This window comes from Paenibacillus sp. UNC451MF, assembly GCF_000686845.1.
Lineage (GTDB): Bacteria > Bacillota > Bacilli > Paenibacillales > NBRC-103111 > Paenibacillus_S.
On sequence record NZ_JMLS01000035.1, the window covers coordinates 1 to 12,699 of the forward strand.

Sequence of the window (12,699 nt, forward strand, 5' to 3'; positions counted from 1 at the left end):
AAGAACGAACAGAAAGATCGAGTTCTTCGATCGTCATCTCTAATACTTTCTCTTTCTTATCCTCTTCTTTTTCCACCATAATCTCGGCATCTTTAGCTTCGTCAGTCAAACCGACAAACAACATAAGATGCTCAGTCAAGATTTTAGCGCCCAAGCTTACGGCCTCTTCAGGTCGAATACTTCCATCGGTCCAGACTTCGAGGGTTAGTTTATCATAGTTGGTAACTTGGCCGACGCGAGTGTTCTCTACGCTGTAATTCACGCGGGTAATTGGAGTATAGATCGAGTCAATCGGAATAACACCGATCGGTTGATCTTCCTTCTTGTTCTTATCCGCTTGAACATATCCGCGTCCCCGATTAGCATGAATTCGCATATGAAGACGTGCATCGGAGGAGAGCGTAGCAATATGCAAATCCGGATTAAGGATTTCCACATCGCTATCACCACGAATATCGCCGGCTACAACAGGTCCTTCACCTTCAGCGTCAATTTCCAACACTTTCTCTTCGTCGGAATGAATCTTTAACGATAGCCCTTTAAGGTTAAGGATAATCTCCGTAACATCTTCCATGACGCCAGGTACAGTAGAGAACTCATGCAGAACCCCGTCGATTTGGACAGAAGTAACTGCTGCCCCCGGTAACGAGGACAACAAAATTCTGCGAAGCGAGTTCCCTAAAGTTGTTCCATATCCTCTTTCAAGAGGCTCTACAACAAACTTACCGTAAGTGCCATCCTCACTCAATGATACGGTTTCTATTTTCGGCTTTTCGATTTCGATCATTTATAACCCTCCTTCAAAACGTCGTTTCCCTCTGGATAACTTAAGACGCATAGAACGTGCAGTATTCCTATCCAAACAGTATTCACACTTATTGGATATTTATACCACTCTTTCGCAATCCTGAATTAGACACGACGACGTTTTGGAGGACGGCAACCGTTATGTGGAATTGGAGTCACGTCTTTAATCAGGTTAACTTCCAAACCTGCAGCTTGCAGCGAACGAATCGCAGCTTCACGACCAGCGCCAGGACCTTTAACCATAACTTCAACGGCTTTCATGCCATGCTCCATTGCTGCTTTAGCGGCAGACTCAGCGGCCATTTGTGCAGCAAACGGTGTGCTTTTACGGGAGCCTTTAAAGCCCAAGTTACCAGCACTCGCCCAAGAAATTGCATTACCGTGCGGGTCGGTAATTGTGACAATCGTATTGTTAAACGTAGAGCGGATATGTGCCACTCCAGAGTCGATATTTTTCCGATCACGACGTTTTGTACGAACAACTTTTTTCGGTTTAGCCATTTAATTGTTAACCTCCTTTACTATTTCTTCTTGTTAGCTACAGTACGACGAGGACCTTTACGCGTACGAGCGTTAGTTTTAGTACGTTGACCACGAACAGGTAAGCCGCGACGGTGACGAACACCACGGTAGCAACCAATTTCGATCAAACGTTTGATGTTTAGGGCGATTTCACGACGAAGGTCGCCTTCCACTTTAACCGTTTTGTCAATTGCTTCACGAAGTTTGCTTACTTCGTCTTCAGTCAGATCACGAACACGAGTCGAAGCATCAACACCAGTAGTGGACAGGATCTTCTCGGAAGTTGTTCTGCCAATACCGAAAATGTATGTCAAAGCAATAACGACGCGTTTGTCACGCGGCAAGTCTACACCAGCAATACGTGCCATTTATAGGAGCACCTCCTTATCCTTGTTTTTGTTTATGCTTAGGGTTTTCGCAAATAACCATTACGTTACCTTTGCGGCGAATAACTTTGCATTTTTCGCAAATCGGTTTGACCGATGGTCTTACCTTCATTTTTATTACCTCCTAAGAGCTTACCTCAGCAAGCTAACTTCGTAAGAGTTACTAAGCTTGTGTTGTCAAGCGGACTTCGTAAAACAAAATCGTATCTATTTAAAACGATAGGTTATACGGCCTCTGGTCAAATCATAAGGGGAAAGTTCCACAGTCACTTTGTCACCAGGCAAGATCCGGATAAAGTGCATTCTGATCTTTCCGGATACATGAGCAAGTATCTTATGACCATTCTCAAGTTCCACCTTAAACATTGCATTCGGAAGAGGTTCAATCACTGTACCTTCAACTTCAATTACATCTTCTTTGGCCACAGTCATTCTCCTTTCTCTTGTGCTTCTGATTTCATTGGATCCACGTACTTCTTCAGTGCGAAACGTAATTTACCGTTAGTCACACGACCGCTTTCCTTTAAGCTATCCACTACTTCGCTGCTGATCGTTTGCAATAACTCGAGATGAATCAAGTTTTTCTTTTTAGGCTGGTCGAACTTCCGCTTGTCGCCGTCGGCAATCCATACGAATCGTTGGTCTTCGACGCTGATTATAACGGCGTACTTCCCGGAGTCCTTACCTCGAACGATCCTAACTAGTTGCCCGAGCTGTGGAATGTTTACCGAATCCACTCTATCACCTACGTCCGAGATTTCGTGAGTATTTCATACCCATCCGGGGTAATAGCAATGGTATGCTCGAAATGCGCGCACAGTGTGCCATCCACTGTAACGACTGTCCAATTATCTTGAAGGGTTTTGACGTATCGCTCCCCAACATTGACCATAGGCTCAATCGCTAATACCATACCTGGCTTCAATCGAGGTCCTCGATCAGGTAAGCCGTAATTCGGAATTTGAGGTTCTTCATGAAGCTCTGTACCTACACCATGTCCTACATACTCTCGAACAATTGAAAAACCTTCATCCTCGACGCATTTTTGAATCGCGTGAGAGATAGTGTACAATCGCGCATCCGGTTTGGCTTCCGCAAGACCGGCGTATAGAGATCTCTCGGTTACTTCCAATAACTTCTTGGCCGTATCTGAAATATTCCCTACTCCATATGTCCAAGCGGAGTCACCATGATATCCCTTGTAGTTTGCACCGATATCGATACTGATGATGTCGCCATCTTTAAGCTTACGCCCACTGGGTATACCGTGTACCAATTCATCATTGACTGAAGCACAGATGCTGCCAGAAAAACCGTTATAGCCTTTAAAAGATGGGGTCGCGCCCTGACTGCGAATATATTCTTCTGCGATTTGATCCAGCTCTTTAGTTGTAATATCGGGCTGAATGGCTTTTTGCAACAAGATGTGCGTATCGGCCACAATGCGACCTGCTTCTCTCATTAGTTCCAATTCAGCTGCAGACTTACAAATGATCATTCCGCTTGCCCTCGCAATAATGAAATGATTTGTGTAGTAACCGCACTTATTTCTTGTTCGCCGTTAACCTCACGCAAGTTTCCTTTGTTACGGTAGTACGACAATAGAGGTGCTGTTTTGCTCGTGTATTCATCAAGACGAGTGCCTACTTTTTCTTCAGTATCGTCTGATCTTTGATACAATTCGCCTGAACATTTATCACACACATTTTCACGTGCAGGAGGGTTAAACAAGATATGATACGTAGCTCCACATGCCTTACAGATTCTTCGTCCAGTCAATCGAGCCAAAAGCAGACTGCGGTCTACCTTTAAGTTGATAACGTGGTCTATGCTTCTGCCCAAAGATACCATGATGTCATCCAATGCTTCTGCTTGAGAAATGGTTCTTGGAAAACCATCCAGCAAGAAGCCTTTGTTGCAATCCGGCTGCTGCAGACGTTCCTTTACGATACCAATAGTGATCTCGTCTGGAACAAGCAATCCTTGGTCCACATATTTTTTTGCTTCCAAACCAAGCTCTGTCTCCTGTTTCATTGCTAAACGGAAAGCATCACCGGTTGAAATATGCGGGATTTGAAACTCATTGACGATTCCTTCCGCCTGTGTACCTTTTCCTGCACCAGGAGGTCCCATAAAAATCACGTTCATAATGATTTCCTCCCCATCGCATCAAATGATGCTAACAGCACAATAGGTGCCGATAGCTAATAAATAACTACCAGAACCTATTTGCTATTTATTAATGAAGCCTTTGTAATGACGCTTGATCAACTGAGTCTCGATTTGCTTCATCGTTTCCAAACCAACACCGATAACAATCAGCAAAGAAGTACCGCCAATTCTTACCGAGTTTGGTAAGCCGGCCACACTTCCAAGAAGCATAGGCAGGATGGAAACCGCGGATAAGAACAAAGCACCGGACAGGGTAATGCGTGTCATTACTCTAGTCAAGTAAGCGGAAGTTGTTTTCCCTGGACGAATCCCTGGGATATAACCACCGTTTTTCTTCATTTGATCCGCCATTTGCTCAGGGTTAATCTGAACAAACGTATAGAAGAATGTAAACCCAATGATAAGCAGCACATACAAAACCATCCCTAATGGATGTGTATAGTTCAAGTTCGTAATAATCCAGTCCGCTACCGGATTACCTCTCCAGAAGCTCGCGAGCGTCGGAGGGAATACAAGTAACGAAAGTGCAAAGATTACCGGAATTACGCCTGCTGCATTAACCTTTAAAGGGATATGTGTCGATTGTCCACCATACATTTTACGGCCAACAACACGTTTTGCATACTGAACCGGGATTTTACGTACACCTTGTTGAATAAAGATAACACCGGCAATCAGCGCGATGACAACGATAACCATGATGATCATCTTAATGATGTTCAAAAATAGTGCGTCACCAGCTTCTGCAAATTGAGTTTTGACGATTTGCGAGATTCCTGTAGGAATCGCAGCAACAATCCCCGCAAAGATGATCATGGAAATACCATTTCCAATTCCATTTTCAGTGATTTGTTCCCCTAACCACATCAGAAATGCAGTTCCCGCAGTAAGAACAATCGCAATTAAAGCATATGTTGCAAAGTTAGGATTCACAACAAGCCCAGCGTAGATTCGGTTAAATCCGATCGCCAAACCAAACGCCTGAACTATCCCTAAAACGATTGTACCATAACGGGTAAATTGCGCTAACTTCCGTCTGCCTACTTCCCCTTCTTTAGCCCACTGAGCAAACCTTGGTATGACATCCATCGATAACAGCTGAACTATGATCGAGGATGTGATATAAGGCATAATTCCCATCGCAAAGATAGAGAATTGAAACAGTGCGCCGCCGGAAAAGGTATTCAGCAAGCCAAATACATCACTGGAATTGGCCTGATCTTGAAGCTTCAAAATATCTGTGTTGATGTTAGGTACCGGGATGAAAGCACCAATTCTGTAGACGATCAGCACCAATAAGGTGAAAATGATTCTTTTTCTTAGATCGTCTACTTTAAAAATATTGGATATGGTACGAAACATTAAATCACCTCGGTTTTACCGCCGGCAGCCTGAATTTTCTCTACCGCAGATTGAGAGAACTTATTCGCTTTTACATTCAGCTGTACTGTGATTTCGCCGTCACCCAAGATTTTAATGCCGTCTCTAGCATTTTTAACAACGCCAGATTCAAGCAAGAACTCAGGAGTAATTTCTGTACCAGCAGCGAACTTGTTAAGCTCAGTCAGATTCACGATCGCGAATTCCTTACGGAATTGGTTAGTGAACCCACGCTTAGGCAAGCGACGATATAGAGGATTTTGTCCTCCTTCAAAACCTGGACGAACGCCTCCGCCGGAACGAGAGTTTTGCCCTTTATGTCCGCGAGTAGCTGTTTTTCCCATTCCACTTCCGATACCGCGGCCTACGCGTTTACGTGCTTTGCGGGATCCTTCAGCAGAACTAAGTTCATGCAACTTCATCGTTTGCACCTCCTCTAATGCTTTTTGTTAATCGGATTTATGCTTCGATTTCTTTAACTTCGATCAAGTGGCTCACTTGATTGACCATGCCGCGAATAGCAGCATTATCTTGTTGTGTAACCGTTTGGTGCAGTTTGCGAAGTCCAAGAGTAGCGACTGTACGACGCTGTACTTCTGGACGACCAATCAGACTGCGCTTGAGGGTAATTTGTAATTGCTTAGCCATGGTTATCCCTCCTAACCTAACAGTTCTTCAACAGTTTTGCCACGCAGTTTTGCAACTTCTTCAGCACGCTTCAGACGCTGCAAACCTTCCAATGTAGCATTAACCATGTTGATGGAGTTAGAAGAACCTAGGGATTTTGTCAGAATGTCGCCTACACCAGCAAGCTCCAAAACCGCACGAACAGGACCACCGGCAATAACTCCAGTACCTTTGGATGCAGGTTTCAACAATACGCTACCTGCTCCGAATTTACCGATTACCAAGTGAGGAATCGTTGTGCCAACGATAGGTACATGAATCAGGTTTTTCTTGGCATCTTCAATACCTTTGCGGATCGCATCAGGTACTTCACCAGCTTTACCGATTCCTGCGCCTACCCAGCCTTTACCGTCGCCTACAACGACAAGTGCGCTGAAGCTGAAACGACGTCCGCCTTTTACTACTTTAGCTACGCGATTAATGTTAACAACTTTTTCAGTTAACTCTAAAGTATTGGGATCAATACGCAAGTGACTTTACCTCCTTGTTAATGTTTTGATTAGAATTCCAGGCCTGCTTCACGAGCTGCGTCAGCCAAAGCTTGCACACGTCCGTGATACAGATATCCTCCGCGGTCAAATACAACTTGTTGTACGCCGTTCTTTTTAGCACGCTCAGCAATTAATGCTCCGACCTTGCGAGCTGCTTCTACATTACCGCCGTTACCGATGCTTTCTTTCAACTCTTTATCTTGAGTCGAAGCTGCAGCAATCGTTACACCTTTCACATCGTCGATCAGTTGAGCGTACATGTGTTTGGAAGAGCGGAAAATGTTCAAGCGTGGACGTTCAGTAGTACCTTCGATTTTCTTACGAACACGAAGGTGTCTTTTCAAACGAGCTTTATTTTTATCGCCTTTTGTAATCATTTGAGGTTCACTCCTTTCGACTTGAATGAGAGATTACCGCATTACGCGATTTTATTTTTTCTTACCTGCTTTACCTTCTTTACGAAGAATACGTTCGCCTTCGTATTTGATACCTTTACCTTTATACGGCTCAGGTTCGCGTACGGAACGTACTTTTGCAGCTGTTGCGCCTACTAACTCTTTATCGATACCTTTAACGATAATCTTAGTGTTAGAAGGAACTTCGAATTCGATGCCGTTCTCAGGCTCGATTTCTACTGGATGGGAGTAACCTACGTTCAAAACCAGCTTGTTACCAGTTTTGTTAGCACGGTAACCAACACCAACCAAATCAAGGGATTTCGCAAATCCTTCCGTTACGCCATTAACCATGTTGGCAACAACACTTCTAGTCGTACCGTGCAGGGAGCGATGTAATTTATTATCAGAAGGACGCTCTACAGAAATTTCGTTTTCTGTAACAACTACCTTCATATCTCTGTGTAATTCACGGGACAATGTTCCTTTAGGACCTTTAACCGTAATTAAAGTGTTGTCCAAAGTTACATTAACTCCGCCTGGAATTGTAATTGGTTTGCGACCAATACGGGACATGGTTTGCACCTCCGTTCATTTAAATTCTGTATTACCACACGTAGCAGATTACTTCTCCGCCTGCTTTGGACTGACGAGCTTCCTTATCGGTCATAACACCTTTGGAAGTGGAAATAATCGCAATTCCCAAACCGCCAAGTACACGAGGAACCTCTTGGCTTTGAGTGTAAACACGCAAGCCCGGTTTGCTGATTCTTTTCAGACCGGAGATAACACGTTCGTTGTTAGGGCCGTATTTCAAGAAAAGACGGATAATCCCTTGCTTGTTATCCTCGATATATTCAGCGTCACGGATAAAGCCTTCCTTTTTGAGGATCTCAGCGATTTCTCTCTTGATCTTCGAAGCCGGAATTTCAACCGTCTCATGACGCACTACGTTTGCATTACGAATGCGAGTAAGCATATCTGCAATTGGATCTGACATCACCATATTTGTGAACCTCCTTCCCGAAACTAGGGTAATTACCAGCTTGCTTTTTTAACGCCAGGGATCTGGCCTTTGTATGCTAATTCACGGAAACAAATTCTGCAAATTTTGAATTTCCGTAGAACGGAATGCGGACGACCACAGCGTTCGCAGCGTGTATACGCCTGCACCTTGAATTTAGGAGGGCGCTGCTGCTTCACTTTCATCGAAGTTTTTGCCACTTACTTTTACACCTCCGCTTTTTACCGTTTATTTAATAAACGGCATTCCTAATTGGGTTAATAATTCACGGGATTCTTCGTCGGTTTTAGCTGTCGTTACGATAACGATATCCATACCGCGAACTTTATCCACTTTATCGTACTCGATTTCAGGGAAAATCAGTTGCTCTTTAAGACCAAGAGTGTAGTTACCGCGTCCGTCGAATGCTTTGTTGGAAACACCACGGAAGTCACGTACCCGAGGAAGTGCCACGTTGAACAATTTGTCCAAGAAGTGGTACATACGCTCGCCGCGCAATGTAACTTTAACACCGATTGGCATATTTTCACGCAATTTGAAACCTGCGATCGATTTTTTAGCCTTCGTTACTACTGGTTTTTGACCAGCGATCAGTTGAAGGTCTTGAACTGCAACATCAAGCACTTTGGAATTGGAAACAGCCTCACCAACACCCATGTTGATAACGACTTTCTCAATTTTAGGCACTTGCATAACAGTGGAATAGCTGAACTTTTGCATCAACGAAGGAGTAACTTCGTTCAGAAAACGATCTTTTAATCTTGCTGCCATGTTTCATGTACCTCCTTTCCTAACTTATACGATTAATCGATGACTTCACCGGATTTTTTTGCTACACGCACTTTTTTACCGTTGTCCAATACTTTGTAACCTACACGAGTAGGTTGGCCGCTCTTTGGATCAACCAGCATCACGTTAGATACGTGAATCGGCGCTTCTTGCGAAATGATACCGCCTTGAGGATTCGCTTGGGATGGTTTAGCGTGCTTTTTAATCATGTTCACACCTTCAACCAACACACGGTTCTCTCGAGGATATGCTGCGATTACACGACCTTTTTTGCCTTTGTCTTTACCTGTAATCACGAACACACTGTCATCTTTTTTCACGTGCAATTTATTGTTGTGAGACTCTAATTTCTTACCTTTGTTTGGCATCGAATTTCCACCTCCTAAGAGTTTTCGGTAGAAAACTCACATCGTAAGCATTTGCTTAGCGTACGGAGTACGCTAACTTCGTAAGAGCTTAATGCGTTCGGAGAACGCAGCTTCATTAATTAGATAACTTCTGGAGCAAGAGAAACAATTTTCATGAAATCTCTGTCACGAAGTTCACGAGCAACTGGTCCAAAGATACGAGTTCCACGAGGACTCTTGTCATCTTTTACGATTACAGCTGCATTTTCGTCAAAGCTGATATAAGAACCGTCTTTACGACGAGCGCCGCTTTTCGTACGAACGATAACTGCTTTAACAACATCACCTTTTTTGACAACGCCACCTGGTGTTGCTTCTTTCACGGAGCAGATGATCAAATCACCGATATGACCAACGCGACGACCAGTACCACCCAAAACACGGATACACATAAGCTGTTTCGCACCAGAGTTGTCAGCTACTTTTAAACGAGATAGAGGTTGAATCATTGTCTAAACCCTCCTTCCGGAATTGATGCACATTGTTTATCTTAAACGATTACCGCTTTTTCAACGACTTCGATCAGTCTCCAACGTTTGTCTTTGGAGATCGGACGAGTTTCCATAACTTTTACAACGTCACCGATTTGAGCTTCGTTGTTCTCGTCATGAGCTTTGAATTTCTTTGTATATTTAATTCTCTTGTGGTAAAGGTCGTGTTTTTTGTAAGTCTCAACTGCAACAACAATGGTTTTATCCATTTTGTTACTTACGACTTTACCTACCTGAGTTTTACGTTCGTTACGTTCACTCATTGGGAGATCCTCCTCTCTCATTCATTAACTAATGATACCCAGTTCTCTTTCACGCAAAACAGTCTTTGCACGAGCAATCTCTTTGCGGACTTCTCGAATCTGAACTGGGTTCTCCAGTTGACCGGTAGCCAGTTGAAAACGGAGGTTAAAGAGTTGTTCCTTAAATCCGGCAACCTTTTGTTCAATCTCAGCAGTGGTTAAGTTGCGAAATTCACTAGCTTTCATTTGCTTCACCACCTACATCTTCTCTTTTAACAAACTTCGTTTTGATCGGCAGCTTGTGAGAAGCAAGACGCATTGCTTCGCGAGCAATCTCTTCACTTACGCCGGCAAGTTCGAACATGATTTTACCTGGCTTAACAACAGCAACCCATTTTTCCACGTTACCTTTACCGCTACCCATCCGGACCTCAAGAGGTTTTTGAGTAATTGGTTTCGCAGGGAAAATTTTAATCCAAACTTTACCACCACGTTTGATATAACGAGTCATTGCAATACGGGCAGCTTCGATTTGACGGTTAGTTACCCAAGCTGGTTCCATTGCTTGCAAACCATATTCTCCGAAATGCACTTCCGTACCGCCTTTAGCACGACCGCGCATGTTACCACGATGTTCTTTACGGTGTTTTACACGTTTAGGAACTAACATGATTAGTTGCCTCCTTCCGTTACAGCCTTTTTCTTAGCCGTTGGAAGAACTTCGCCACGATAGATCCATACTTTTACACCGATACGACCATAAGTGGTGTGAGCTTCTGCTGTACCATAGTCGATATCCGCACGCAATGTATGAAGAGGAACTGTACCCTCGCTGTATCCTTCCGTTCTGGCGATTTCCGCTCCACCCAAACGACCGCTTACTGATGTTTTGATCCCTTTTGCTCCGGCTCTCATCGATCTTTGGATCGCTTGTTTCATAGCACGACGGAACGAAACACGACGCTCCAATTGTTGAGCAATGCTTTCTGCAACCAAGATTGCATCCAGCTCAGGGTTTTTAATTTCAGAGATATTGATGTGGATTTTTTTACCGTTAGACAGCTTGGAGATGTAGTTACGAATAACTTCAACTTCAGAGCCACCTTTACCGATAACCATACCAGGCTTAGCCGTATGAATTGTAACATTTACACGGTTAGCAGCACGTTCAATATCAATATGGGAAACAGCCGAATCTTTCAGCTTTTCTTTCAAGTACTCGCGGATTTTCACGTCCTCAAGCAACAGATCGCCGAAATCTTTACCAGCGTACCACTTGGATTCCCAATCGCGGATAATACCAATTCTAAGTCCTACCGGGTTTACTTTCTGACCCACACGTTATCCCTCCTTATTTTTCAGATACCACTACAGTAATGTGGCTGGTACGTTTATTGATACGGCTCGCACGTCCCATAGCGCGAGGACGGAATCTTTTCATTGTTGGACCTTGGTTAACAAACGTTTGGGAAATAACCAGGTTGTTAGGGTCCATAGAGTAGTTATGCTCAGCATTCGCAATAGCGGAGTTCAATACTTTCTCCACAATCGGGGATGCTGCTTTCGGCGTATGACGCAGAATCGCAATCGCTTCTCCTACTTGCTTGCCGCGGATCAAGTCGATCACCAATTGCACCTTACGAGGAGCAATGCGAACGTATCTTGCAATAGATTTTGCTTGTTGCATGGAAGTACCTCCTCTCATTTACAGCTCATATTCCTAAACGCTCTAATTAGCGTTTGCTTGTTTTTTTGTCATCATCATGACCTTTGTAAGTACGAGTTGGAGCAAACTCACCTAGTTTGTGTCCAACCATATCTTCCGTTACATAAACCGGCACGTGCTTTCTGCCATCATAAACCGCAAAAGTGAAACCGATGAATTGCGGGAAAATGGTAGAACGGCGAGACCAAGTTTTGATTACTTGTTTCTTCGTAGTATCACCTTGCGCTTCGACTTTCTTCATTAGATAGTCATCCACGAAAGGCCCCTTTTTCAAACTGCGACCCATGTTTCGTTCCTCCCTTCATTAATCGTGACGAGAATTAAATTACTTCGTACGACGACGAACGATATATTTATCAGAAGCTTTGCCTTTTTTACGTGTTTTATAACCAAGAGTCGGTTTACCCCATGGAGACATCGGGGATTTACGTCCGATTGGAGCGCGGCCTTCACCACCACCGTGAGGGTGATCGTTAGGGTTCATTACTACCCCACGCACTTCAGGTCTTTGACCCAACCAGCGGGAACGTCCAGCTTTACCGATTTTCACCAATTCGTAGTCTTCATTACCTACGGAACCGATTGTAGCACGGCAAACTTTCAGTACTTTTCTTACTTCGCCGGAAGAAAGACGAATTGTAACGTATTGTTCTTCTTTACCGAGCAATTGAGCTTCAGTACCTGCAGCACGTACCAACTGTCCGCCTTTACCAGGTTTCAACTCAATGTTGTGGATAATCGTACCAACAGGAATATTTTCAAGTGGCAATGCATTACCGATTTTGATATCAGCTTCTGCGCCGGAGAAAATTTGGTCATCCACTTTCAAACCTTTAGGAGCGATGATGTAACGTTTCTCACCATCAGCATAGTGAATCAAAGCGATGTTAGCCGAACGGTTCGGGTCATACTCGATTGTAGCAACGCGTCCAGGTATTCCATCTTTGGTCCGTTTGAAATCGATAATCCGGTATTTACGTTTGTGTCCACCACCTTGGTGACGAACCGTAATTTTACCTTGATTGTTGCGACCCGCTTTTTTGCTAAGAGGAGCCAACAACGATTTCTCCGGTGTTGAAGTTGTGATTTCTTCGAATGTAGAAACCGACATAGCGCGACGAGCAGGCGATGTTGGTTTATATTTTTTGATTGGCACTAGGATTCCCTCCTTACTTTAAAA

The 12,699-nt window shown here is 43.9% G+C and carries 26 protein-coding genes; all 26 read right to left on the reverse strand.

What is annotated here, in order from left to right:
- The coding region (locus BP97_RS0127485) for a DNA-directed RNA polymerase subunit alpha (protein ID WP_028551992.1) at positions 1 to 787 on the reverse strand (787 nt) is incomplete at its 3' end.
- A 125-nt stretch (positions 788 to 912) separates the two neighbouring features.
- Positions 913 to 1,308, reverse strand: coding sequence for a 30S ribosomal protein S11 (rpsK, locus tag BP97_RS0127490; protein ID WP_013921137.1), 396 nt, complete (start codon positions 1,306 to 1,308; stop codon positions 913 to 915).
- 20 nt (positions 1,309 to 1,328) lie between these two features.
- Positions 1,329 to 1,697: a 30S ribosomal protein S13 gene (gene rpsM / locus BP97_RS0127495; protein WP_028551993.1), complete on the reverse strand. Its 369-nt coding sequence runs from the start codon at positions 1,695 to 1,697 to the stop codon at positions 1,329 to 1,331.
- 16 nt (positions 1,698 to 1,713) lie between these two features.
- Complete coding sequence (gene rpmJ / locus BP97_RS0127500; protein WP_003333770.1) at positions 1,714 to 1,827, reverse strand: 50S ribosomal protein L36; 114 nt, start codon at positions 1,825 to 1,827, stop codon at positions 1,714 to 1,716.
- A 95-nt stretch (positions 1,828 to 1,922) separates the two neighbouring features.
- The gene (gene infA, locus BP97_RS0127505) at positions 1,923 to 2,141 is read right to left on the reverse strand and encodes a translation initiation factor IF-1 (RefSeq protein WP_009676800.1); all 219 of its coding nucleotides are present in this window, start codon (positions 2,139 to 2,141) and stop codon (positions 1,923 to 1,925) included.
- Between the two features lie 2 nt (positions 2,142 to 2,143).
- Positions 2,144 to 2,452, reverse strand: a complete 309-nt coding sequence (locus BP97_RS0127510) for a KOW domain-containing RNA-binding protein (RefSeq protein WP_028551994.1) — start codon at positions 2,450 to 2,452, stop codon at positions 2,144 to 2,146.
- A gap of 8 nt (positions 2,453 to 2,460) precedes the next feature.
- A complete protein-coding gene (map, locus tag BP97_RS0127515) occupies positions 2,461 to 3,213 on the reverse strand; it encodes a type I methionyl aminopeptidase (protein ID WP_028551995.1) in 753 nt (250 codons plus the stop codon).
- Positions 3,210 to 3,863, reverse strand: a complete 654-nt coding sequence (locus BP97_RS0127520; protein ID WP_028551996.1) for an adenylate kinase — start codon at positions 3,861 to 3,863, stop codon at positions 3,210 to 3,212. The genes map and BP97_RS0127520 overlap by 4 nt, the downstream gene beginning before the upstream one ends.
- A gap of 84 nt (positions 3,864 to 3,947) precedes the next feature.
- Positions 3,948 to 5,249: a preprotein translocase subunit SecY gene (secY, locus tag BP97_RS0127525; RefSeq protein ID WP_028551997.1), complete on the reverse strand. Its 1,302-nt coding sequence runs from the start codon at positions 5,247 to 5,249 to the stop codon at positions 3,948 to 3,950.
- On the reverse strand, positions 5,249 to 5,689 hold the full coding sequence (rplO, locus tag BP97_RS0127530; RefSeq protein WP_028551998.1) for a 50S ribosomal protein L15: 441 nt from the start codon (positions 5,687 to 5,689) through the stop codon (positions 5,249 to 5,251). Before rplO ends, secY begins: the two co-directional genes overlap by 1 nt.
- Positions 5,690 to 5,726: 37 nt before the next feature.
- Positions 5,727 to 5,915, reverse strand: coding sequence for a 50S ribosomal protein L30 (rpmD, locus tag BP97_RS0127535; RefSeq protein WP_028551999.1), 189 nt, complete (start codon positions 5,913 to 5,915; stop codon positions 5,727 to 5,729).
- Between the two features lie 11 nt (positions 5,916 to 5,926).
- Positions 5,927 to 6,424, reverse strand: a complete 498-nt coding sequence (gene rpsE, locus BP97_RS0127540) for a 30S ribosomal protein S5 (protein ID WP_028552000.1) — start codon at positions 6,422 to 6,424, stop codon at positions 5,927 to 5,929.
- A gap of 29 nt (positions 6,425 to 6,453) precedes the next feature.
- Complete coding sequence (gene rplR, locus BP97_RS0127545) at positions 6,454 to 6,822, reverse strand: 50S ribosomal protein L18 (RefSeq protein ID WP_028552001.1); 369 nt, start codon at positions 6,820 to 6,822, stop codon at positions 6,454 to 6,456.
- Between the two features lie 51 nt (positions 6,823 to 6,873).
- Positions 6,874 to 7,416 carry a 50S ribosomal protein L6 gene (gene rplF, locus BP97_RS0127550; protein ID WP_028552002.1) on the reverse strand — a complete coding sequence of 181 codons (543 nt, stop codon included), beginning with the start codon at positions 7,414 to 7,416 and terminating at the stop codon, positions 6,874 to 6,876.
- Positions 7,417 to 7,447: 31 nt separating this feature from the next.
- Positions 7,448 to 7,846 (reverse strand): 30S ribosomal protein S8, encoded by a 399-nt coding sequence (gene rpsH, locus BP97_RS0127555; protein ID WP_028552003.1) that lies wholly within the window; start codon positions 7,844 to 7,846, stop codon positions 7,448 to 7,450.
- Between the two features lie 32 nt (positions 7,847 to 7,878).
- Entirely contained in the window at positions 7,879 to 8,064 is a 186-nt protein-coding gene (locus BP97_RS0127560; RefSeq protein ID WP_026326663.1) for a type Z 30S ribosomal protein S14, read from the reverse strand.
- A 28-nt stretch (positions 8,065 to 8,092) separates the two neighbouring features.
- Positions 8,093 to 8,635, reverse strand: coding sequence for a 50S ribosomal protein L5 (gene rplE, locus BP97_RS0127565; RefSeq protein WP_028552004.1), 543 nt, complete (start codon positions 8,633 to 8,635; stop codon positions 8,093 to 8,095).
- A gap of 32 nt (positions 8,636 to 8,667) precedes the next feature.
- The gene (gene rplX, locus BP97_RS0127570) at positions 8,668 to 9,021 is read right to left on the reverse strand and encodes a 50S ribosomal protein L24 (protein WP_081824385.1); all 354 of its coding nucleotides are present in this window, start codon (positions 9,019 to 9,021) and stop codon (positions 8,668 to 8,670) included.
- A 119-nt stretch (positions 9,022 to 9,140) separates the two neighbouring features.
- Positions 9,141 to 9,509, reverse strand: a complete 369-nt coding sequence (gene rplN, locus BP97_RS0127575) for a 50S ribosomal protein L14 (protein WP_028552006.1) — start codon at positions 9,507 to 9,509, stop codon at positions 9,141 to 9,143.
- Between the two features lie 41 nt (positions 9,510 to 9,550).
- A complete protein-coding gene (rpsQ, locus tag BP97_RS0127580) occupies positions 9,551 to 9,814 on the reverse strand; it encodes a 30S ribosomal protein S17 (protein WP_028552007.1) in 264 nt (87 codons plus the stop codon).
- A 24-nt stretch (positions 9,815 to 9,838) separates the two neighbouring features.
- Complete coding sequence (gene rpmC / locus BP97_RS0127585; RefSeq protein WP_028552008.1) at positions 9,839 to 10,039, reverse strand: 50S ribosomal protein L29; 201 nt, start codon at positions 10,037 to 10,039, stop codon at positions 9,839 to 9,841.
- Positions 10,029 to 10,463, reverse strand: a complete 435-nt coding sequence (gene rplP, locus BP97_RS0127590) for a 50S ribosomal protein L16 (protein WP_028552009.1) — start codon at positions 10,461 to 10,463, stop codon at positions 10,029 to 10,031. The genes rpmC and rplP overlap by 11 nt, the downstream gene beginning before the upstream one ends.
- 2 nt (positions 10,464 to 10,465) lie before the next feature.
- Positions 10,466 to 11,131 (reverse strand): 30S ribosomal protein S3, encoded by a 666-nt coding sequence (gene rpsC, locus BP97_RS0127595; RefSeq protein ID WP_028552010.1) that lies wholly within the window; start codon positions 11,129 to 11,131, stop codon positions 10,466 to 10,468.
- Between the two features lie 13 nt (positions 11,132 to 11,144).
- Positions 11,145 to 11,480, reverse strand: a complete 336-nt coding sequence (gene rplV, locus BP97_RS0127600) for a 50S ribosomal protein L22 (RefSeq protein ID WP_051621010.1) — start codon at positions 11,478 to 11,480, stop codon at positions 11,145 to 11,147.
- 46 nt (positions 11,481 to 11,526) lie between these two features.
- Positions 11,527 to 11,805, reverse strand: coding sequence for a 30S ribosomal protein S19 (rpsS, locus tag BP97_RS0127605; protein WP_028552012.1), 279 nt, complete (start codon positions 11,803 to 11,805; stop codon positions 11,527 to 11,529).
- Between the two features lie 39 nt (positions 11,806 to 11,844).
- On the reverse strand, positions 11,845 to 12,675 hold the full coding sequence (gene rplB / locus BP97_RS0127610) for a 50S ribosomal protein L2 (RefSeq protein WP_028552013.1): 831 nt from the start codon (positions 12,673 to 12,675) through the stop codon (positions 11,845 to 11,847).
- Positions 12,676 to 12,699 lie beyond the last annotated feature (24 nt).